Here is a 22,341-nt window from a genome sequence, read left to right as displayed (position 1 = left end):
TACCTCATATGGGGCATTCCCAAAATTCATAAAAAATGATCCCTTTTATTCTAAAATTTTAGGCATAAAAAAAACTGGCTTACGCCAGCCTTATTACTTAAAAACGATTCTTTTTTAGCTGACCGCATACTCTATGAGTAGGTCTCCTTTCTCCACTAGATTATTTTCAGCAAGATGGATTTTTTTAATAATCCCTGCTTTTCCAAGTACGGTATTTTCCATCTTCATGGCCTCAATGGTAAAGAGAGGCTGATCATGTTTCAGTACATCCCCTTCCTTTACCCATATTTTACTCAACAGTCCCGGCAGTGGAGCACCAACATCTGCATCAGTGAGCGCTTTTCTATTTTTTACTCCTTCTGTTTTTATAGATTCATCTTTGATTTCAATAGCTTTGGTCTGGCCGTTGAGTTTGAAATAAACCGTTCTCATTCCATGAAGGTCGGGCTCGGACTTGTAGAGAAACTTTACAATAATGGATTTGCCCTGAGAGATATTCACAATCACTTCCTCATTGGGTTTAAGTCCATAGAAAAATACCGTAGAAGGGATAACACTTACGTCCCCGTATTTCTCACAGGTTTTAAAGTATGCTTCAAAAACTTTCGGATAAAATTTGTACGACAAAAAATCAGCCAGTGTGCAGGAGCCAGAGAACTTCTGCTGAAAAATCTCAAACTCCTTATCAAAATCAATAGGCGTTAAATGTGCATTGGGAAGATCTGTAAATGGTTTTTCTCCTTTAAGCACCATTTTTTGAAAGCCCTCTGGCCATCCTCCATCAGGCTGTCCCAGTTCTCCTTTAAGCATTCCTTTGACAGAATCAGGAAAAGACAGAGAATCTCCTTTTTCTAAAACATCCTTTTTGCTTAAATTACCACTGACCATAAACATAGCCAGATCTCCTACCACTTTTGAAGAAGGGGTAACTTTAATAATATCACCTAAAAGATTGTTTGAATCCTCGTATGCCTGTTTAATTTCGGTCATTCTGCTCTCCAGACCCAGCGAATAAGCCTGAGGTTTTAAATTGGAATACTGTCCCCCTGGAATCTCATGTTTGTAAACTTCTGCCGTGCTGGATTTTAAATCCGACTCAAAAGGATAATAATACTCTCTGATATCTTCCCAATAATTGCTGTACTGATTTAATTTTTCAACATCAAAACCCGCATCACGAGAAGTGCCTTTTATGGCCTCTGCAAAAACATTGAAATTAGGCTGTGAGGTAAGTCCCGACATAGAGGCCAGTGCCACATCAATGATATCCACTCCCGCCTCTACGGCCTTGAGATAAGTCGCCGACTGAATACCTGCCGTATCATGGGTGTGCAGGTGAATCGGAATAGTAATAGACTTTTTGAGCTCGGTTATTAGTTTTTCTGCCGCATAAGGCTTTAATAATCCTGCCATATCTTTAATACATAAAATATGGGCTCCCGTATCTTCAATTCTTTTGGCTAAATCTAAATAATAATTGAGATTAAACTTAGGGCGTTCTGGATTGAGTATATCACCCGAATACCCCATACATACTTCAGCAATAGAGTCTGTGTCTCTGAGCACTGAGTTTATACTGGTTTTCATATTGGCTATACTGTTCAGCGAATCAAAAATCCTGAAAACATCGATCCCCTTCCGGGCGGAAACTTCTATGAATTTCTCCACCAGATTGTCCGGATAGGCCGTATATCCCACTCCGTTGGAACCTCTGAGCAGCATTTGAAGCAGTACATTTGGCATTGCTTTTCTCATCTGCTCGAGCCTGTCCCAGGGACTTTCGTTTAGAAAACGCATCGCAACATCAAAAGTAGCCCCGCCCCAGACTTCCATGGAAAACATCTGCGGAAAATCTTTGGTGAAGGCTTCCGCGTAAGGCAGCATATCTATGGTACGCACACGGGTAGCCAATAAAGACTGATGCGCATCACGCATGGTACAGTCCGTATATAAGATTTGATTTTGATTGGTGATCCACTGCGCAAAAGCTTTGGGTTTAAGAGTCTCAAGCAGCTGTTTGGTCCCATCGGCATGAACCAAACTCGAGGGCAGGGGTAATTTTGGGGTCAGAAATTTTTTCTCGGGCAGAACAAATTTAACATCCGGATTTCCGTTTACAATCGTATTGCCTATATAGGCCAGGCTTTTAGTTACATAATCCGATTTTCTTTTGATCTGCATAAGGGATGGGTTATCCCCTATGAAATTCACGGTAATGCTTCCCGACTGAAAATCAGGATGAACAATCAGGTTTTCCAAAAAGGGAATATTGGTCTTCACCCCTTCAATGGTAAATTCTTTAAGGGTTCTTAAAAGGCGCTGGCTGGTGCCCTCCAGCGTTCTTCCCCGGGCCGTAATCTTTACAAGCATCGAGTCAAAGAAGGGCGAAATTTTAACTCCAGAATACGAACTTCCCTCGTCTATCCTGATTCCATATCCCCCTGCATTTCTATAGGCAACAATGGTCCCGTAATCGGGCGTAAAATCATTGGCTGGATCTTCGGTGGTGATTCGGCACTGAATGGCAAAACCGCTGCACTTTAAACTTTCCTGGCTCTTGATATAAATCCCGGGACTTGAGAGCTTGTGCCCGCAGGCAATAAGGATCTGACTTCTGACAATATCAATTCCCGTTACCTCCTCAGTAATGGTATGTTCCACCTGAATTCGGGGATTGACCTCTATGAAATAAATATTTTCCTGCGCATCGACTAAAAACTCAACGGTTCCCGCATTATTGTAATTTACTTTTCTGGCAATACTCAGGGCATACTCATATAATTTATCTCTGGTTTCCTGTCTTAAATTAGGCGCCGGAGCTATTTCCACTACTTTTTGAAATCGCCTCTGCACACTGCAGTCGCGCTCAAATAAGTGCACAATATTACCATGCTTGTCCCCTAATATCTGTACTTCAATATGTTTGGGGCTTTCTATGAATTTTTCAATAAATATCGTATCGTCTCCAAAGGCTGTTTTGGCTTCTCTTTTGGCATCGTTAAACAAGGCCTCCAGATCCGTGGCTTTTCGAACCACACGCATTCCGCGGCCTCCTCCGCCAGCAGCCGCTTTAAGCATCAGGGGATAACCGATACGATTGGCCTCCTCTTGGGCGATAACAAACGAAGAAAGATCGATTTTACTATCCTGAATTAAAGGAACATTTGCGGCAAGGGCAATCTTTTTGGCCGCAACCTTATCACCTAACTGCTGCATAATTTCAGCATCCGGCCCAATCCATAAAATACCGTTCTGGGCACATTTAGCCGCAAAGAGTACATTTTCAGATAAAAAACCATAACCGGGATGAATAGCATCCACTCCCTGGGCTTTGGCTGTTTTAATAATTTCATCAATATCGAGATAGGGCTTTAAAGGATCTGTGTCCTTACCTATCTGATAAGCCTCATCGGCTTTGTACCTGTGCAGTGAATACCGGTCTTCATAGGTATACACTCCAACAGTTTTAATTTTTAATTCCGCAGCGGCGCGGAAAATACGTATTGCAATCTCTCCTCTATTTGCAACTAGTAACTTAGAAATTATTTTCATTGTAAAAAATTAAGTTAAATATCCATAAACAAAAAAATATTTCATTTTAAATAACAGGCCTGCTTTAGATCGTCTACTCTTAAAACTTTAAATCCAGTTCTTTCAGGGCTCACTCCCCGATCGTGTGAATTATAAATAAAGTAAGAATCCTCCCTGCCCATATTTAGAAATGTAAAAACTATAAAACCATTATTTTAATAACTCCAATCCCGCTCAATCCTATATTGACCAATGCTCTGGGACATTCTTTTTAAAAATAAATCAAAACGCTTCTGCATAAAATTTCGCGCCAGTACCCGAAATAAAAACATCTCAACCTTTGAACGCATTTTGAATTGATAGGTTGCCGAAACTGTACAGCTTTCCTCTGCGCTGTCAAAAAAGACAAACTGATATTCTACCCATCTCAGTGGAGTTAACCATATAGAGGAAAAATTATCAATCCGCACTGAGAAGGACCAATCGGTAATAAAGGTCAAGAAAATCTGCCGGGCAGAATTGCTGTCCTCAAAAAAAATAATTCGCTGACTTCCCGGATTGCGCTCTGTGTCCAGCGAACCAATCGGGGCAAAATCAGCAACAAAGGGAATATTATCAAAAGCTGTTAAAAGGTCTCTCTCCAGTACATGTTTAAACAATTCTGCAGCAGGGGAACTAATAACTTCAGAGGATTGTATCACTATTGTATTCAAGATTATTTTTTATTTCGTTAATAGAATTTGACCCTTAGTCCAAAACGTTTTACAGCAGCACTGCTGCTATAGTTACAACTAATACCAAATGCTGTTTTTATAGATCCCAACATTTAAAATAACTTTGCCAAAAGGGTAATTTACTCAGCGAATGTAAAATATACCCGGCACAGTTTCTGTGTGTTTTGTCACAGTTCAGCAAATATTTAGCTCATTAATTATGAAACACTTACACATACGGTAACCATTCACAGTCTGCAGGTTTTAGCCTTGGTGTAAATTGAAATCCAATACTGACTTTTCTAAAAAAAAAGAGCTGTTGGCAAACAGCTCTTTTAGGTCTTTCATGAAAAATAATAACTAATTCTACTTCTAAAATAAAAATGATGAAAGACGACCTATTAAAATTTATGGTAAAAAAATAGTAGCCTATTTTGTGATAATTGTTTATTTAATTCCAATGCTGCTTTTCGATAGCTTTTAATTAGTTGCAGTAAGCTAAATTTGGTGCTTTTTGAATTGTATTTTCTAACCCAGTCCGATTTGTAACAGTACACTGCGCACCAATGTGTGATCACTAGGAAACCAGGTCTGAACAATAAGCGCGGTTCCAAAAACAAAAAGGAAAAGCCCGGTTATTTTTTTCATTACTATGATACGCCCGGTGGTAAGCCTGCTTTTTAGTTTTTTTGCCAGTAGTATTTTCGGCAGATCGGCAAGCATGTAGCTTGCAAATACAATTATAAAAAAATAAAATATTTTCCCTTTATCCATATCCATCTTGGGACCAACAAGAAGCACCACCATCAGCCAGAAGCCGAAAACACCAACATTTACAATATTGATCAAAAAACCTTTCGTAAAGAGAGCGGCAATATTTTTTCTGCCTAAATCCATACTCGTGCCATCCTGTGAGCCCTTTGCAGCTGTAATAAAGGAAAAAACACCGTAAAGAGCCATCACAGCGCCCCCTGCTATATAAAGTTTCGGCTCATTTTTAATGGTCTGCAGAAATTTGTAACTGAAACAGACCGATATGATGATAAAAATAATATCAGCCGTGCAGGCGCCAATATTAAATGCAATGGCCGCCCTTACCCCTTTTGTAGCACTGGTCTGAATGAGCATTAATAAAACCGGACCTACCATCAGGCTCAAAAAAACTCCCGTATAGAAAGCAATTAGTATCTCGGCTAATTTCATATGCTAAAAATTATATTTAAGATTATTTAAAAAGCGATAGTCAGATCGATACTATGAAACGAGCTGGGTTTGTATCCGTTTGAAAACAGTGTCCCTACCCTAAACTGCAAAGGAAGAATGAGCTGCAGCGGAATACGGACTGCCGCAGGCATATCATAGTAATTTAGTTTTAGTAAAGACGCCAACTGTATCCCTACCGAGGGGACAAAAACCGGATTTGCCCTTCCCTTTGAAAACAGCAGTCCTGTTTCGAGATAACTGTTAACCCCAATAAACCTATTATCGCTTATCCATACATCAAAGTTGCTGCGAAGTCCGCCTTTGATAACTTTCATCTCATCGTATGAACCCAAGGGACTCAACGAACCTGATGAACTAATAGTACCAATCTTTCCCCATCCGTAGCTGAGCGTATAGCCATACCAGGAATCCAGCTTTCCTTTTTTTTCTCCCTCCTTGTTATAGGAATACTTTCCGGCAAAATACCCAAAGTTTAACCGGACTTCGTAACCCTGCAGATAATTTTGGCTTAAAAGAGGGGTGCTGCGTCCAAACTCTATTGAATTGGCAATACGGCTTCTGATGAAATTACGCTGCTCGGGCATACCCCTTGTGCCGAGCCCCTGCATCGTTATACGCTCTGTTGGAAAAGAATCATTAAGATGTCGATTGTAGGGCAGCGGTATTAAATCCAGTATCTTACTCTGCTGCGCAGTTCCTAAGCAGGCCGCTCCCTTATCAAAGGCAATAAGGACCTCTTCAAGAGAATTCTCTACAGCCTCAATAACTTTATCCTCACCCCCTTTGTAAAGGAAACCGTCTCCGTATGCCTTCCACTCCACACCATCTTTTCTTATAACCGGAGTTCCCTGTTCTGAATAAAAATCATGCAGGGCCTTCGTATTGGTAAAGGAAGAAAAAATACTGCGGTTGATCACCATATGCCCCGATGAGAACATATCTTCGAGAAAATGATCTGCAAAACCATTAAATAGTATTGCCTTACAAATCAGCTCTTTTGCTTTTGCAGGATCACTGGCATAGATTTTACCTGCCTGATCGGCCAGGGTTATAGCCATTTGGTGCACCGTAGTGTACATTAATACAGAATTGGTACTGTTTAATTTTGAAAATACTGCCTTAGCCTCCTCAGTATCCGCACTGAGCCCTTTTTGTACCATATCGGAATCGAAGCTTTTCAGGTGATATTCAAGATCCTTTCCATACATATAAAAATGCGATTTGTTGGTAAGAGCAAGGGTGACATAGCGAAAATCTATTTTTGCCAGTTTCTTATCAGGAGCGGCAATAAAGCCATTGGCAAGATACTCTTCATGAAGGCTGAATATTGACTGTAGTTTGGAGTTTTGATCCAGCAGTTCTTCAGAGAGTGACAAGGGATCCTCCACATGGTCTCCTGACAGCCCCCCAAGCACTCCGTAGGTCACAGGGTATGATGATCCTTTTGATAAAAAAGAAAGTGCTTCATGGGCGGAATCAACCCCCAGTGACGAAAAAAAGAAAGTACTCTTTGCTCGTTTGCTTTTAGTAAAGAACATTGCAAAAGCCCTGTCTCCAATCCTTTTGTGCTCGCCATAAACATAAGCATGACATTTAGTGGAAAATATAATGAGAAAACTCATTACAGCCGCCTTTATGGGAGAATTATTCATTACTATTTTTTTTCTTTTGATTTTTTTACAAAGTTAGAATTTCATGCCCCCTTTAAAATGACTTCTATACAAAGCCTCCCAAAAACTATATCAAAGCTTTCGAAGGATTTTTTGGTCGAGACAGAAGGGCACTTGGTCTAAAATACCAATAGGGATCCCGAGATTTAACAAAATTTTGCCTGTTGTATAAGCAGGCCCGATGCATAAAGATTGGAGCTTTCCTTATTTCTTTTTCATACAGTATACTCAGGGCGCATGCTACTGCCTTGAGAATCCAGCCCTTTACTAAAAAAAAGTGCTGATAACCCTTTTTGTATAATATTGGGCAGGGTTTGTATAATAAAAAAAAGCACAGTGGACCCACCTGTTACCTTAGATGCGTTAAATAAAAAGATCTTTCTGCAAAGATCATAAGCCACTACTATTTTATGTCTAAAAATATAATTACCACACTGCTGCTCAGCTTTATATTCCAGGCGCAGGCGCAGGAGAACTGGAAGCTTAAGGAGTGTATCGCCTATGGGCTGAAAAACAACGGGAACAACACCATTTATGCCAACCAGAAGCTGGCTGCTGATGCCAGGGCCAAACAGGTGCTTGCCGATTATCTTCCCCGTGTGAGTCTTACCTCTTCACTGGACAATAACCTTAAACTGCAGCAAAACGTAATTCCTGCCGGGATTTTCGGACCTGATGAAATGCGGGTATCGCTCACTCAGAAATTTAATTCCAATTCCGTTGCACAACTCGATCAGGTCATCTATGACCAGTCCATTCTCACTGGTATCAAAGCCAGTAAATACCACAAAATGGAGGCGGATGTCAACACTCAGATCGGTCAGGAAACCATCATTTATAATATTGCTGTGGCCTATCTGCAGATATTCATCTACAGCCAGCAGCTGGAAATCCTCAACTACAATAAAAATACCTATGAGAGCCAGATGCAGATTTATGCCCTGCAGGTCAGCAAAGGTGTTACCCTTGAGAAAGATCTGGACAAGGTAACGGTGGACTACAACAATACACTCTCACAGATCCGCGTAGCACAAAGCAACATAGAGCTGGGAGAGAATGAACTGAAATTTGAAATGGGGTTTCCCATTAGTGAGCCACTTAAAGTAAATGTATCGGGAGAATTGCAGGATCTGGCAGGCCTTAATGATGTCCCGGGGATATTTTCTGCCCAGCAGCGGTCCGATTACAAACTCAGTGAGCTCAACATCAACATACTCCAAATCGAACAGGACCGCATCAGATATGGAGCCCTTCCCAAGCTTTCGGGTTATGCGCGCTATGGGGCTGTTGGTTTTGGGGGCCAGTTCAAAGGGGCATATGATGACCTGCTTCCCTATTCGGCTGTGGGTTTAAAGCTCAGTATTCCTTTTCTTGATTTTTACAAGCGTAACGCGCAGTATAATGAGGCTAAGCTCAACCGCATGAATGCCGAGGAAAACCTCAAACTCTCGCAAGGGAAATATCAGGTGGAATATGAAAACTCCCACACCAAACTCTTAAGAGCCAGGGCTAATGTGGAAAATGACCAGCGGAATGTAAAACTGGCAGAATCGGTCTTTAAGGTAACGGACCTTCAGTTCCAAAAAGGAACCACTGACCTTACCGACTGGCTCAATACCCAGAACTCACTGCGGGAAGCCCAAAAAAATTACCTCAGTTCTCTATACAGTTATTATCAGGCCCGCATTGATCTGGAAAAAGCAGCCGGTACACTCAAAACTTTTTATAATTCACTCTAAAAAACGATGAAAAAAAAAATTATACTCATCCTGATTCTTCTCACAGCGGTCTTTATTGTCTATAAACTCTTAAGTAACAAAAAACAAATTAACCTGAGAAACAGGCCCTCAGAGAGCGAAAATTTGCACATCCCTGTAACTATAGCTCCGGTTAAAGAAGAACTATTGGAAAATAAACTCAAAAAAACAGGAATGCTCGCCCCGTTTCAAGAGGCAAAAGTACTCTCGGCAAACAGCGGAATTGTAAAGCGTCTGCTCTTTAACCCCGGAGATAAGGTCAGCAAAGGACAAATTCTCGGCATTATTGATACGCGTCTGCTGCAGATTGATCTTCAGAAATCCCAGTCCAATGTCTCCAAACTCAAAGGCGACCTCAAAACCTATACGGAACTCCTGCAGGGTAATGCCGCTACACAGGAAAAAGTCAACGAAATCCGTCAAAACTATAATGACGCAGCCAGCCGCTCAGAGCAGTTGCGCCAGCAGATTGCAGATGCCACCATTAAAGCCCCGACTAACGGTATTATCGGTTTAAAATCCGTAGAAGAGGGAATGTTTGTAAGCACAGGAGCGGAAATTGCATCGATTGTCAATCTTTCCTCTGTAAAAGTGGCCGTTTATCTTACAGAATCAGAAGTATATAAAATCAGTACAGGGCAGCAGATCAAACTCACAACCGATATCTACCCCGATAAATCATTTTTTGGAAAAGTTACCTTTATCAGCCCCCAGGCAAATGAAACCTATAATTACAAGGTAGAGATTACAGGGGTCAATGATCCGCATTCCCCACTTCGTTCGGGCACTTTTGTCACTGCGGACTTTTCGGTAAAAACAAAACAAAAAATCCTTACCCTGCCTCGTCAGGCTCTCCTTGCCAGTATGCAGGATGCATCGGTTTACGTATCTCAAAACGGTAAAGCCATTCTTCGAAGTATCAAAACCGGGGAAGAATACGGCAGTACTGTACAGGTTATTACTGGTCTTGCTAAAGGGGATCAGGTTATTACCTCGGGACAAATTAATCTTCAAAACGGCACATTAATTAAAATTTCTAAATAAAGAGAATCCAGATGTCAATAACCGAAATTGCTATAAAAAGGCCCTTACTGCTTATTGTAATATTTACAGTACTGGTACTCTTTGGCCTACAGTCTTATCTGAGCCTGAACTACAATCTGCTTCCAAAAATTGAAGTGCCTACCGTTACTATAAGCACTATATATCCGGGTGCCTCTGCGGCCGAAGTGCAGACAACAGTAACAAAAAAACTCGAAGATGCATTCTCCTCTGTAGAGCGGCTCGATCAAATCAACTCCACTTCTCAGGAAAGTCTTTCCATTATCACTATATCCTTCAAAAGCGGTACCGATATTGACAAGGCCGAACGCGATGTGCAGCGCAAGGCTGACCAGGCCATAAATACACTACCTGACGATGCCCAGCGGCCGCTTGTCAATAAAGTTAATCTCGAGGAAACTCCCGTGATCAAGTCAAGCGTAACTGCAGCAATGTCCCCGGAGAAACTCTACGACCTTATCGACAAACAGATTAAACCTATACTGCAAAATACAGCCGGTGTGGGACAGGTGAATATCATAGGCGGAGACAAACGCGAGATCCAGGTAAATATTAACCAGGAAAAACTATTGTTTTACGGATTGTCGATTACACAAATTACCCAGGCAGTAAACAACAGTAACATTTCTTTTCCTGCGGGAAGCATTGAAACAAAAAACCAGCAGCTTTCCATCTCTTATGATGCTAATATTAAATCACTTGATCAACTACGAAATCTCATCGTGCTTAATCACCCTGCGCAGGGTGCCGTTTACCTGAAGGATGTTGCCGAAGTAATTGATGCAGCAGCAAAACCCACAGCCGTGAATCACAGTAACGGTATTCCCTCAATAGGTATTCAGATCATCAAACAGAATGATGCCAATGCCGTAGAGGTGAGCCGTGAGGTAAAAAAAATAATTGAAAACCTGCAAAACCAATATAAAGCAAAGCAGTTAAAATTCAATATATCCACAGACCAGAGTATCTATACACTTCATGCAGCAGATGCCGTTATGTTTGACCTTATGCTCGCTGTATGTATCGTAGGAATTGTAATGCTCGCATTTCTGCACTCGGTGAGAAGTTCTATTTTCATACTCATCGCACTTCCTGCCTCGATTATACCCACCTTTATTGCCATGTATCTTTTGGATTTTTCACTCAACCTAATGACACTTATGGCGCTATCCCTGGTAGTGGGTATTCTGGTGGACGACTCCATTGTAGTACTGGAAAACATATACCGCCATATGGAAATGGGTTCCGACAAACGAAAAGCAGCCTTGGAAGGGCGAAATGAGATTGGATTTACTGCCCTTTCCATTACCCTTGTCGATGTGGTGGTATTCCTTCCCCTTGCACTGGCCGGGGGGATGATTGGTTCGATACTGCGCGAATTTTCAATGGTTGTGGTCATTTCCACACTCATGAGTCTTTTTGTTTCTTTTACCATAACCCCGCTTTTGGTGAGCCGCTTTGGAAAATTGGAACATTTAAGCCCTGATACGCTCTGGGGCAGGATCAACCTCTCCTTTGAAAGGTTTATTGATACCCTCAAGGAAGATTATGCACAGCTGCTTGAAAAAGTACTAAGTAAAAAAAGATGGCTTTTATCGGGCACCATACTTTTGATAATAGCCTCAATTGCCCTGGTGCCAATGGGCTTTATAGGAGCTGCCTTTATACCCAAAGCAGATCAGGGGGACCTGATACTGAACATGGAACTGGAACCGACAGCTACAATTTACAAAACCAACATGCTCATGCAGCAGGCAGAGAAAATTATCCTTGAGCAGCCGGAAGTCGAAAAGGTATTCTCTAGCGCTGGTTTTGTCAACGGAAGTATCTCGGGAACGGGAAGCAATAACAACCTTGCAGAGCTTTCAATTTCTCTTGTCGATAAAAACAAGCGCAGTATGAGCGCAGAGCAATACGGCAGTTACCTACAGCAAAAACTCAGCGGTATAATTACAGGGGCGAAGTTTACACTCTCCTCCACATCCATTACCGGAAATGTCAGCAAGGCACCCATTCAGATTGCCATTAAGGGAGTTGACCTGAATCAGGTGCGAACCGTTGCAGAGGCATACCAAAAAATAATAACCCAGGTGCCCGGAACTCAGTTTGTAAAGTTATCGGTTAAGGATAGAAAACCTGAGGTCGAAATCAGGCTCAACAAGGAAAAAATGAGCTTTATGGGAATTAATGCCCAATCAGTAGGCGCTGCGCTGCAGAATTCCTTTAGCGGCAGTAATAAGAGCCAGTTCAAACAGGACGGAAATGAGTATGATATCATGGTTCGTCTGGACAAATTTAACCGTTCCGATATGGGCAGCATCAGGAATCTTCCCTTTATTAATGCGCAGGGACAGACAATTGTTCTAAATCAGTTTGCACAGGTAGGTGAATCTCTCGGTGAGACGACCCTGCAGCGTATTGACCGCATGGGCTCTATAACTGTACAGGCGAACGTAATGGGAAGGCCCACCGGAACTGTTAGCGATGAGATAAAGGCGAAAATCCAGTCCTTAAAAATCCCTCAGGGGGTCAGCGTTGAATTCCTTGGTGACTCCAAAAGCCAGAGTGATGCCTTTGGAAGCCTGGGCTTAGCCTTACTAACAGCTATACTGTTGGTTTATCTCATTATGGTGGCACTATATGAGAATGCAGTATATCCGTTTGTAGTTTTGTTTTCCATACCGGTCGCTCTTGTAGGTGCTTTTTTAGCCCTTGCCCTTACTATGGAAACCCTAAATATATTTACCATCATCGGAATGATAATGCTTCTGGGACTTGTCTCCAAGAATGCTATTCTGATTGTCGATTTTACCAACCATCTTAAAGAGAAGGGATATAAGGTCAGGGAAGCACTTGTAGAGGCTGGAAAAGAGCGTCTGCGCCCGATATTAATGACTACTTTAGCTATGATTTTCGGAATGCTGCCCATTGCTATTGCAGGCGGTGCCGCTTCTGAGATCAAGAACGGAATGGCATGGGTCATTATAGGGGGACTGAGTAGCTCAATGATCCTGACACTTTTTGTCGTTCCAAGCATGTATCTGATCATCGATAATATGCTCGCCCGATTTTCAAAGAAAAAAAAGACCAATTAATTAGGTGAACGCCCTAGGTAGTACATAAAAAGTACTGCAGTTGTATTGCAAGTGTCAAACCAGAATATCAGTTTCCCTAAACGGATGCTGGTATTACTGGTTTATATCCATCGAACAACATTAGGAATACGATTTTACACTAATTTAACCGTTACTAATTTAAGAATCCAAATTAATGGCACCTCCCAGATAAATCCTGAAGAAGTCTTTTTTATAGACTTCACCTAAAGGAATTTCCTGATCTGCCAGGTAAATATTATGATGATCAAATGAATTGATCAGTTTTAAGTTCACCACATAAGATTTGCTCACCCTTAAGAATTGCTGCTGGGGAATCTTATTATGAATGGTCTTCAGGTTCATGGCGGTGATCACTTTCTGGTTTTCCATATGGATCACCACATAGTCTTTGAGGCCTTCTATAAAACGGATATCAGCAAAGAAAATCCTGAAAAACCTTCGCTCAGCCTTTACGATCAAGAAATCAGCTGTATGCCCCTCAAGTGTTGCCTTTTGGGTATCATCGGATAAAAGCTTTTGGTATAACTTTGCCTTGGCTATGGCTTTTTCCAGTCGTTTTTTTTCAACGGGCTTCAAAATATAATCAATAGCATCAAGCTCATAACTCTTCAGGGCATACTGCGGGTAGGCCGTGGTGAAAATCACCAGTGTCTGCCCGGGAATATGTGCGGCAAATTCCAGGCCGGTGGTCATAGGCATTTCAATATCCAGAAATACAAGGTCAACCTTATTTTCCTTTAGAAAATCCATTGCAATAGCAGCATTGGAGAATTGTCCTGCGATTTCAAGGTCCGACACATCTTTAATAAGGGCCTGCATTTCCTGTCTTGCCAGGGGCTCGTCGTCTACGATAATACAATTCATAACGGGATTGTTAGTTTTACTTCATATTTGTTCACTGCAGATTCGATTTCCAGAAGATGGCTATGTCCGTATAAAAGCTCAAGGCGTCTTGTGATATTGGCAAGACCAAGCCCGTTGCTCTTAAACATTTTGGAAGGCCTGTAATTAGGGTCTTTGGAATTAACACAGACAAAATAAAGCCTGTCTGCATTTACTTCAATCTCTACACGCACAAAGGAAGCCCCGGAAATTGTATCAACGCTGTGTTTGACGGCATTCTCAACAAAGGTGGTAAATAAATTGGGCGGCAGAAAAATGCTGTTGATGCTGCGGCCATGGGCATTGAGTTTTATGTCAGTGGAAAAATTATCTCTTCTAAGTGTTTCCAGGTCCAGAAAATTAGACAAAAAGTTGATTTCTGATTTAAGCAGTGCTTTTTGATCGTTGCTCTCATAGAGCTGGTAGCGCAGAAGCTCGGATAATTTCATGATTACCTGAGTGGCCTTTTCCGAATCTGTTCTGACCAGTGATTTTATGCTATTGAGCATATTGAAAAGGAAATGAGGATTAATCTAGTTTTTAAGCTCGTTGAGTTCCATTTGCATCCTGATACTGTTGAGTTCAATGATCTTCTGGCTGTCACGCATCCACCTCTGGAAAAGCTTAATCATCGTGGTGACCAGTATAACCGAGGCCATAATTATAACGCCTCTTAAAAGCTTAGGGCTTTCATCGCTCATGGATCCCGGGAAAAATCTTACCGTGGCCATTGTCATAAGCATCAGGGTGATGAATGTCAGTACAAAAAGAACTATAAGATAAACCAGATACCGGCCTTTAAAAAAAAGCAGCGGCACCAGGATATACATATTGGTATACAATATCGCTACGACGGGGATATAGATAAAGAAAAACTTCAGGTATCTGACAGCACCATGGTATTCTATAATGTCTTTTGAATACAGAAGGACACCAAAGAGCCCCACAAGGAGTGTAACATGGCGCAGCAACCTGTATTTGTCTTCTGTTATAAACCTGATAACCTTCGTATCCTGCACTTCTAATGAATCGTATTGCATAACCGCTTTCACTTGATTAATCACTAACAAAGTTAGGGTTAAGTCTGTTATAAAATTTAAAAATTATACCAATGGGGTGCTGTTTCATACCAAAAGCTTCGAAAAAGGGAATTTAGTATAAAATATAAGTCAGTTGGTATAATAACCAAAATTGCTTTTTCGATTATCTGTTCATTTGTCTTGTCAATAACCCAAAATTCAATTTCAATATGTTTGACGCATGCTCTACGGACATTAATCAAAACTTTATAAATAAAATATGGAAATAATTAAAAAAACAGTCTTATTCATCGTCTTGTTATTTTGTACTGCAAAGGGTTTTTCCCAAAACAATGATACGGTTCCAAAAATCAAAAAAGACAGTACCGGTACACCAAGGCGCGCGGTAGCCTACGCAGCCGATAAGTTTGCCATAGTGCGGCCCCTGAATATGGAATATTCAAGTGTTTCTCCTTACAGTTTTAGTTCCAAGACACCCAACAATTCCTTTCCCCAGGGTAGAACCAACAGCTTTAATCAGTTTAAAATCAGCGCCAACTATAATTTTATTAAAAGAAAGACCTGGCTCCTGGGAGCCACCGCGGGATATCGCTACACTCAGGCAGATGCCGGCATGACCAATCCTTTTTCCGGAAGCCCTGCTGCACTTAATGAAAATTTCCACCACCTGTTCTCATCGGTAAATTTCACCTATTTTTCTACCCTTTTCAACAAAAGAGCCATCTATGGTTCGAGCTTAATAGTGGACGGAAGTGACCAGCATCTGGAAAGAATTAAAGGTCTGCTAACCGGGGTAATCTTACTGAAAGCCAATCAGAAAACAAAAATGGCTGTAGGGCTTGCACTTTCTATCGACCCCAGTAGCGGACTGCCAATTATTCCCGTTTTTACCTATGAGCACAAGTTCAACAACGGTCTTATTGCAGATGTCACCCTTCCCAAAAGCGTATACCTGCGCAAATATGTCTTTAATACTGCAAGGCTGTCCCTCGGATCGGAGCTTGATATGTCGTCCATGTATCTATATAATTTAGATGGTACCCGTCAAAGATATGAGTACAGGCAGGTAGATATTAACTCGGGCCTGGTTTACGAGCATGCAATCGGTAATTTTGTAATAACAGGAAAAACAGGAATGAAATTCACCCCTCAGGGAAGATTGTTCAAAAAAGAAGATTCCTTTAATGATCCCGTATTTGAAACAAAACCCGACCCTGCCTTTTATTTTAATCTGGGCATCTCATTTAATCCTTTTACATTCCTTAAAAACAATAATAAATAAGAGCTGCAGGATAAAAAACTTGAAAATTAATTTTAATTCAAACATTAAAGGCAGCCAAGAGGCTGCCTTTAATGTTTTTTATTCTTTTTATAATCCCGCAAGATAGCGCTCTGCATCAAGGGCTGCCATACAGCCAGTGCCTGCAGCGGTAATAGCCTGACGGTATACATGATCTGCGGCATCACCGGCTACAAAAACACCGTCAACATTCGTTTTAGAGGTTCCCGGAGTGTTGATGATATAACCGGTTTGATCTAGATTTAAGTAAGCTGCAAATATATCTGTATTTGGTTTGTGGCCAATGGCAACGAAAAATCCTGTTGCAGGAATTTCAACAACTTCAGCAGTGGTTTTATTTAATGCTTTTATGGCATGTACCACATTCTGATCTCCTAATACTTCAACAGTATCGTGGTTCATTAAAATCTCTATATTTTCGGTTTTGCGAACGCGTTCTTCCATGATTTTTGAAGCCCTGAATTTTTCACTTCTCACAAGCATGGTTACTTTTTTACACAGTTTGGATAAGTAATGCGCCTCTTCGCAGGCAGAATCTCCAGCTCCCACAATCACGACTTCCTGATTGCGGTAGAAAAAACCGTCACAAACTGCGCAGGCTGAAACTCCACCTCCCATCTGCAGGTAATGCTGCTCTGAGGGCAGTCCCAAATATTTAGCCGAAGCTCCTGTAGAGATAATAACCGTTTCACAGTGCAATTCGATGCTATCGTTAATCCAAACTTTATGGATACTGCCTGAAAAGTCAACTTTCGTAGCCCACCCGTCCCGGATATCGGAACCAAAGCGTTTTGCCTGTTCCTGTAATTGTATCATCATTTCAGGTCCTGTAACTCCATCGACATAACCGGGAAAATTCTCCACTTCGTTTGTGGTTGTGAGTTGTCCCCCAGGCTGCATCCCTTGGTACAATACCGGATTCATATTTGCCCTGGCTGCGTATATGGCCGCGGTATAACCTGCAGGGCCAGAGCCTATAATTAAGCATTTAATTTTTTCTGTTGTATTTGCCATCATATTTTTTGATAATTGCTTTATTGCTGTGCGTGTTTTAGAGGCTAAAAAAGTCTTTCGTAATCTCAGCTGTCATGCTTTGGCGCCCTTTATGAATATATTCATTTGCAGATGGTTCATAATAATAGTCATTGGACCATTGATGGCAGTTTTGGGAAACCTCTATAATCGAGTCACATATAAAATTGATTTCAGCATCTGTGAGTGTGGGATGAATCGACATGCGGATCCATCCCGGCCTGTCTATCATAGAGCCTTCCTGTATCTTGTTTTTAATTGCTGTGGATCTCTGCTGATCCACATTTAATAAAAAATGCCCATAGGTACCCGCGCACGAGCACCCGCCCCTGGTCTGGATACCATACCGGTCATTTAATAATTTTACAATTAGATTAAAATGCACATCGGTAATGTAAAATGACAAAATACCAAGTCTGTCAGTATGCTGGCCAGCGAGGATAACGATATTATCCACATTGGAGAGTTTATCAAAAACAATAGCCATCAGTTCATGCTCCCGTTCCAAGATATTGGCAACGCCCATCTTCTCTTTCAATTTTACCGCCATGGCAATTCTGATGGTCTGCAGAAAACCGGGAGTACCTCCGTCTTCGCGAACTTCCACATCATCAATATAATCATGGTTCCCCCACGGATTGGTATAGGATACAGTGCCTCCTCCAGGATGATCCGGAACAATATTTTTGTATAGTTTTTTATTAAAAATTAATACCCCTGATGACCCCGGGCCACCTAAAAATTTATGAGGAGAAAAAAATATGGCGTCCAGATAGGCATCATGATCCCCCGGGTGCATATCGATTTGCACATAAGGGGCTGAGCAGGCAAAATCAACAAAACAAAGTCCCCCATATCCATGAATCATTCTGGCTATACGATGATAATCAGTCTGAATACCAGTAACGTTGGAACAAGCCGTTACTGATGCTATTTTTATGGGGGTGTCCTTGTGTTGAATTAACAATTTTTCAAAACTTTTATAACAAACCAGGCCCTGCTTGTCGCACGGGATTATTTTAACCTCCGCAATGGTCTCCAGCCACGAGGTCTGGTTAGAATGATGCTCCATGTGCGTTATAAAGACAATCGGGCGCAGTGCGTCCGGAATTTGGGTATAAGGCCTTAAATTCTCACTGACCTTTAACCCTAAAATACGCTGAAATTTATTGATCACTCCGGTCATACCGGATCCCTCGACAATCAAAACATCATTAGCATCGGCATTAACATGCTTTTTAATCATCTCGCGTGCATCGTGATAGGCATGGGTCATAACCGAACCGGTTATGGAAGTTTCCGTATGCGTATTGGCCACAAAGGGACCAAGTTCATAACGCATTTTGGTTTCGATGGGACCATACAATCTTCCACTGGCTGTCCAGTCGGCATAAACAATTTGTTTTTTCCCATAAGGAGAATCAAAGGTCATGTTAATTCCAATAGTATTTTCTCGGAAAACAGAAAAATAAGATTCTAATCTCGAGGATTCCTCCTCGGTTTTATGATCCTTTTTTATGACTTTTTTTAAACTTGAAATAATTTTCATACTATTTTACTATTTTTGGTGCTTTCTTTTTCAGAAGACCTGCCCATGTAACATCTTATTTAGAACAGATTATAAACAAACATTAAGGTTCCTGACACATAATCAAATATCTTTTCTGCCAGGAACTCCTTCATTCTCTCATAAGTATTGATCCTGGCTCCAGTTCCGCCAAAACAAATACTCTGGTTAAAATTTGCCGCATCGGCACCAATTTTCAAATCATATCCATTTTTAAGATAAATGAGTGCATGCTGCGATCCGTCGGAAAGATTATAATTGCCGGTTTTTACTTTAACACTATCAGAGAAAGTTCCGTCATCGGCAACGGTAATGGTTTTTATAATTTTACTCTGTGAGATAATCATCAGAGAATCTGAACTCTGATGGTTCAGGGTTCCCGACAATATTGCATAATTCTTATCAGCATCAGTTTGGCAGGCTGTCAAAGAGCATACAAGACCCAATAGCAATGCTACTTTTTTCATATTTATATAAATTTAGATTCTATCCCTTATTAATTTTTAACAGACTATAGATTGTTACTAGGGCCAAAAGACATCAGTAATATTTTTTAAAAGAGCTGTCGGCAAAACAGCTCTTGTTTTGTCTTCCATAGAAAATGGCTTACTAATTCAGATTCTAAAATGAAATTATGAAAGACTACTATTAAAATTATTGTAAAGGATTACCATTCTGATCCAGAGATCCTGACTTGATGGTAATCATTTTGTCTAATTGGATGTATTTTTTAATGGCAGCATTGACTTGCTCCAAGGTCACCTTATCGATGTCTTTGGGATATTGCTCGATATAATCAGGCTCCAGGCCTCTTTCCACAAAATTCAAAATTGTTCTGGAAATCCCCTCTGTTGTGGCCATCCCTACTTTAAAACTTCCAATTAGATTGGTTTTCTTGTTTTCAAGCTCCTTGGCCGTAATACCTTCTTTGACCCATTTGCTAACCTGAACTATAGTAGCATCCAGGCCTTTTTGAAATAAAGAAGGATTAAAAGAAGCGTTGATGTACCAATACCCTCCTGTGGTTATATTTCCCCCTATCAGTGAATTAATTCCATAGGTTAGCCCGTCATTATCACGAACAGTCTGCATTAAACGGCCTGCAAAACCACCTCCCAGGGTATAATTGGCTATGAAAAACGGAATATAATCCGCATCGGCTCTCTTAAGTCCGGTATACTGCCCCATGAATAATTCAGCGCTTGGTTTTTCGGCAATGGTAATAACTGTTGTTTGAGAAGCCCCTTTTGTGACCTCTCCAAACTTCAGACTCTCCGTAACACCGCCTTTCCAGTTAGCAAATGATTTTTTTAAAGATGAATTTAAATTTGCCCCATCGGTGTCCCCGACAATAACTAAATGCATGGATGAAGGACCAAAATATTTGGCATGAAACGCTTTTATATCTTCCAGAGATACACTTTTTACATTGGCCAGTTCCTCTTCTAAAGTTAAGCTGTAATTTGGATTTCCCTTTGGGTAAATAGCCTGCGTCAGGGCAATGTTTCCTTTTTCAGCCGGATCGTTTAAACTCTGCTGAATCCCTCCGATAAACTGCTGTTTGAGATTTTCCAGTTCCTTGGCGTCAAATAAAGGGTAACGCAATTCCTCAGCCAACAGGACAATAACCTGGTCTAAATCTTTTTTCAGGCATTTAAAACCAATATTTATCTTAGCTGTAGTGGCACTCACATTAATCGTTACGCCTAATTTTTGAAGTTTTTCAGAAAACTTAAATTTATCATTACGCGTAGTCCCTTTAGAAAGCATGGATGCTGTTAAAGAAGAAATCATTGAATTTTTGTTCTCATTTGTAAAGTTTCCAAGCGAAATACTTCCTGCAACAGTTACAAAATCCTTAGCCGATGTTTTTACCGAAACCACATCAATTCCGGCGACTTTCTCTCTTTTATAAACCGATGCACTTTTATCCGTGGAAATATCGGCGGGCATATCAGGTGTTTTTACAATTGCAGTATTTGAAACAGTTGTAATTTGGGCTGATTTTTCTATGTGGTTATATTTTGGATCCCTGAAATAATAAGGCCCGTTTTCTGGCATAAAGTTATTGGCCCCAGGTTGCGTCTGCTCCTGTGCACCGGACTGCTTTGGAATGAAATATCCTGTTGTACTTTGGTCTTCTACTAAATATTTTTGAGCGACACGCAGCACATCCCCAGGTGTTACCTTTTTAAGTTTTTCAACACCGGTAAAAAAATCGGTCCAGTCTCCTGCTGCAATGGCCTCGGTCAGTCCCGATGCGATAACCCCGGATCCGTCACGGCTTAAAATAGTCTGTGCGCTGATTTGAGCCACCACACGGTCTACTTCCTCTTGCGTGACACCGTCTTTTTGAATTTTAGCAATAACTTCGCTTATTTTAGCGTCGATATCCTCAGGTTTTGATGAGGTTGAAAATCCAACACCAACTGTAAAAAGCCCGACTTCTTTCAAATTACTGGCATTTGCATAGGCATAAATTCCCATCTGGGTATCCACAAAAGTTTTATTAAGAACAGCTGAGGCCCCGGATCCCATGATTTGGGACAGGATAGTTAAAGCAGGCAGATCCTGGTGCAAAGCTCCCGGGATTTTATAGGCTTTAAATACAACACCCATTTCCCCTGGTTTTTTAATTGTGATCTTACGCGGACCGTATTGCTGCGGTTCTTCTGTATAAGGTTCCGGCATTACATTGGGCGCTTTTGTAATTTTTCCAAAATAAGTTTCGATCAGTGCAAAAACATTTTCCTTTTTAAAATCGCCAATAATGGTTAAAGTAGCATTATCGGGCCAGTAATAGGTATTATAAAAATTGCGCAGTACTTCAATTGGGGCTTTTTCTATATCTGATTTCCAGCCAATTGTAGTATGGTGGTAAGGGTGTGCCATATAGGCAGTTGCCCATATTTCTTTATATAACAAAGCATTTGGATCATTCTCCCCTTGCTCAAATTCGTTACGCACCACGGTCATTTCAGCCTCTTTGTCCTCTTTTAAAAGGGAACAATTGCGCATTCTGTCCGCTTCAATCTCCAGTGCCAACCCTATTTTATCACTTGGCAGTGTTTCATAATAGTTGGTACGGTCGTAATAAGTAGTAGCATTCATTTCAGCGCCTGTATTCTGCAGGACATCTGTAACGCTGTTTCCATTATTTTTATTAAATTTTGGAGATCCTTTAAACATTAAATGCTCCAGAAGATGCGTGGATCCGGTGTTTCCGATAACTTCATTTTTAGATCCAACGCGATATACGATCTGGACCGTTGCCACTGGTGATGCATTGTCCTGCAAAAGCAGTATATTCATACCGTTTGGCTTATAAAGATATTCCTCTATACCTCCCAGTTCTTTGATCTTTATAAAATTATCCGTCTTTTTTTGTGCCGACAAGAGGGTGCAGAACGCCAATGAGCAGTAACCCGCAAAAATATACTTTTTCAT

At 41.0% G+C, this 22,341-nt stretch carries 15 protein-coding genes; 4 read left to right on the top strand and 11 right to left on the bottom strand.

Annotated features, from left to right (window positions below; all coding sequences use genetic code 11):
• Nucleotides 1-114 precede the first annotated feature (114 nt).
• The 4 genes from ACHRWY_RS04015 to ACHRWY_RS04000 all read right to left on the bottom strand — a co-directional run bounded on the left by ACHRWY_RS04015 (nucleotide 115) and on the right by ACHRWY_RS04000 (nucleotide 7,120).
• Nucleotides 115-3,552 (bottom strand): pyruvate carboxylase, encoded by a 3,438-nt coding sequence (locus ACHRWY_RS04015; protein WP_395352750.1) that lies wholly within the window; start codon nucleotides 3,550-3,552, stop codon nucleotides 115-117.
• A 194-nt stretch (nucleotides 3,553-3,746) separates the two neighbouring features.
• On the bottom strand, nucleotides 3,747-4,244 hold the full coding sequence (locus ACHRWY_RS04010; protein ID WP_395352748.1) for a hypothetical protein: 498 nt from the start codon (nucleotides 4,242-4,244) through the stop codon (nucleotides 3,747-3,749).
• A 528-nt stretch (nucleotides 4,245-4,772) separates the two neighbouring features.
• Nucleotides 4,773-5,447 carry a LysE family translocator gene (locus tag ACHRWY_RS04005; RefSeq protein WP_395352746.1) on the bottom strand — a complete coding sequence of 225 codons (675 nt, stop codon included), beginning with the start codon at nucleotides 5,445-5,447 and terminating at the stop codon, nucleotides 4,773-4,775.
• Nucleotides 5,448-5,473: 26 nt separating this feature from the next.
• On the bottom strand, nucleotides 5,474-7,120 hold the full coding sequence (locus ACHRWY_RS04000; protein WP_395352744.1) for a hypothetical protein: 1,647 nt from the start codon (nucleotides 7,118-7,120) through the stop codon (nucleotides 5,474-5,476).
• Nucleotides 7,121-7,548: 428 nt separating this feature from the next.
• Between ACHRWY_RS04000 and ACHRWY_RS03995 the strand changes: the two genes are divergently transcribed.
• The 3 genes from ACHRWY_RS03995 to ACHRWY_RS03985 are packed head-to-tail and all read left to right on the top strand — an operon-like array spanning nucleotide 7,549 to nucleotide 13,052.
• On the top strand, nucleotides 7,549-8,877 hold the full coding sequence (locus tag ACHRWY_RS03995; RefSeq protein ID WP_395352741.1) for a TolC family protein: 1,329 nt from the start codon (nucleotides 7,549-7,551) through the stop codon (nucleotides 8,875-8,877).
• Between the two features lie 6 nt (nucleotides 8,878-8,883).
• The gene (locus tag ACHRWY_RS03990; protein ID WP_395352739.1) at nucleotides 8,884-9,939 is read left to right on the top strand and encodes an efflux RND transporter periplasmic adaptor subunit; all 1,056 of its coding nucleotides are present in this window, start codon (nucleotides 8,884-8,886) and stop codon (nucleotides 9,937-9,939) included.
• A gap of 11 nt (nucleotides 9,940-9,950) precedes the next feature.
• Entirely contained in the window at nucleotides 9,951-13,052 is a 3,102-nt protein-coding gene (locus ACHRWY_RS03985; protein ID WP_395352737.1) for an efflux RND transporter permease subunit, read from the top strand.
• A 159-nt stretch (nucleotides 13,053-13,211) separates the two neighbouring features.
• Here the strand turns inward: ACHRWY_RS03985 and ACHRWY_RS03980 are convergent, their stop codons facing one another.
• Genes ACHRWY_RS03980 through ACHRWY_RS03970 form a run of 3 tightly spaced genes read right to left on the bottom strand, consistent with a single transcriptional unit; the run spans nucleotide 13,212 to nucleotide 14,995 of the window.
• Nucleotides 13,212-13,937, bottom strand: coding sequence for a LytR/AlgR family response regulator transcription factor (locus tag ACHRWY_RS03980; protein ID WP_395352734.1), 726 nt, complete (start codon nucleotides 13,935-13,937; stop codon nucleotides 13,212-13,214).
• On the bottom strand, nucleotides 13,934-14,488 hold the full coding sequence (locus ACHRWY_RS03975) for a sensor histidine kinase (RefSeq protein ID WP_395353205.1): 555 nt from the start codon (nucleotides 14,486-14,488) through the stop codon (nucleotides 13,934-13,936). Before ACHRWY_RS03975 ends, ACHRWY_RS03980 begins: the two co-directional genes overlap by 4 nt.
• Nucleotides 14,489-14,995: a hypothetical protein gene (locus tag ACHRWY_RS03970; RefSeq protein WP_395352732.1), complete on the bottom strand. Its 507-nt coding sequence runs from the start codon at nucleotides 14,993-14,995 to the stop codon at nucleotides 14,489-14,491.
• 259 nt (nucleotides 14,996-15,254) lie between these two features.
• Here ACHRWY_RS03970 and ACHRWY_RS03965 point away from each other — a divergent pair, with 259 nt between their 5' ends.
• Entirely contained in the window at nucleotides 15,255-16,277 is a 1,023-nt protein-coding gene (locus ACHRWY_RS03965) for a hypothetical protein (RefSeq protein ID WP_395352730.1), read from the top strand.
• 87 nt (nucleotides 16,278-16,364) lie between these two features.
• Here ACHRWY_RS03965 and trxB read toward each other — a convergent pair whose 3' ends face one another.
• From trxB to ACHRWY_RS03945, 4 genes are all read right to left on the bottom strand, one after another.
• Complete coding sequence (trxB, locus tag ACHRWY_RS03960; protein WP_395353204.1) at nucleotides 16,365-17,309, bottom strand: thioredoxin-disulfide reductase; 945 nt, start codon at nucleotides 17,307-17,309, stop codon at nucleotides 16,365-16,367.
• 37 nt (nucleotides 17,310-17,346) lie between these two features.
• The gene (locus ACHRWY_RS03955; RefSeq protein WP_395352729.1) at nucleotides 17,347-18,876 is read right to left on the bottom strand and encodes an aminotransferase class V-fold PLP-dependent enzyme; all 1,530 of its coding nucleotides are present in this window, start codon (nucleotides 18,874-18,876) and stop codon (nucleotides 17,347-17,349) included.
• 59 nt (nucleotides 18,877-18,935) lie between these two features.
• Nucleotides 18,936-19,361 carry a hypothetical protein gene (locus ACHRWY_RS03950; RefSeq protein ID WP_395352727.1) on the bottom strand — a complete coding sequence of 142 codons (426 nt, stop codon included), beginning with the start codon at nucleotides 19,359-19,361 and terminating at the stop codon, nucleotides 18,936-18,938.
• Nucleotides 19,362-19,548: 187 nt separating this feature from the next.
• Entirely contained in the window at nucleotides 19,549-22,341 is a 2,793-nt protein-coding gene (locus ACHRWY_RS03945; RefSeq protein ID WP_395352725.1) for a M16 family metallopeptidase, read from the bottom strand.

The organism is Flavobacterium sp. FlaQc-48 (assembly GCF_044007335.1).
GTDB lineage: Bacteria > Bacteroidota > Bacteroidia > Flavobacteriales > Flavobacteriaceae > Flavobacterium.
This window is presented reverse-complemented; position numbering and strand designations above follow the sequence as displayed.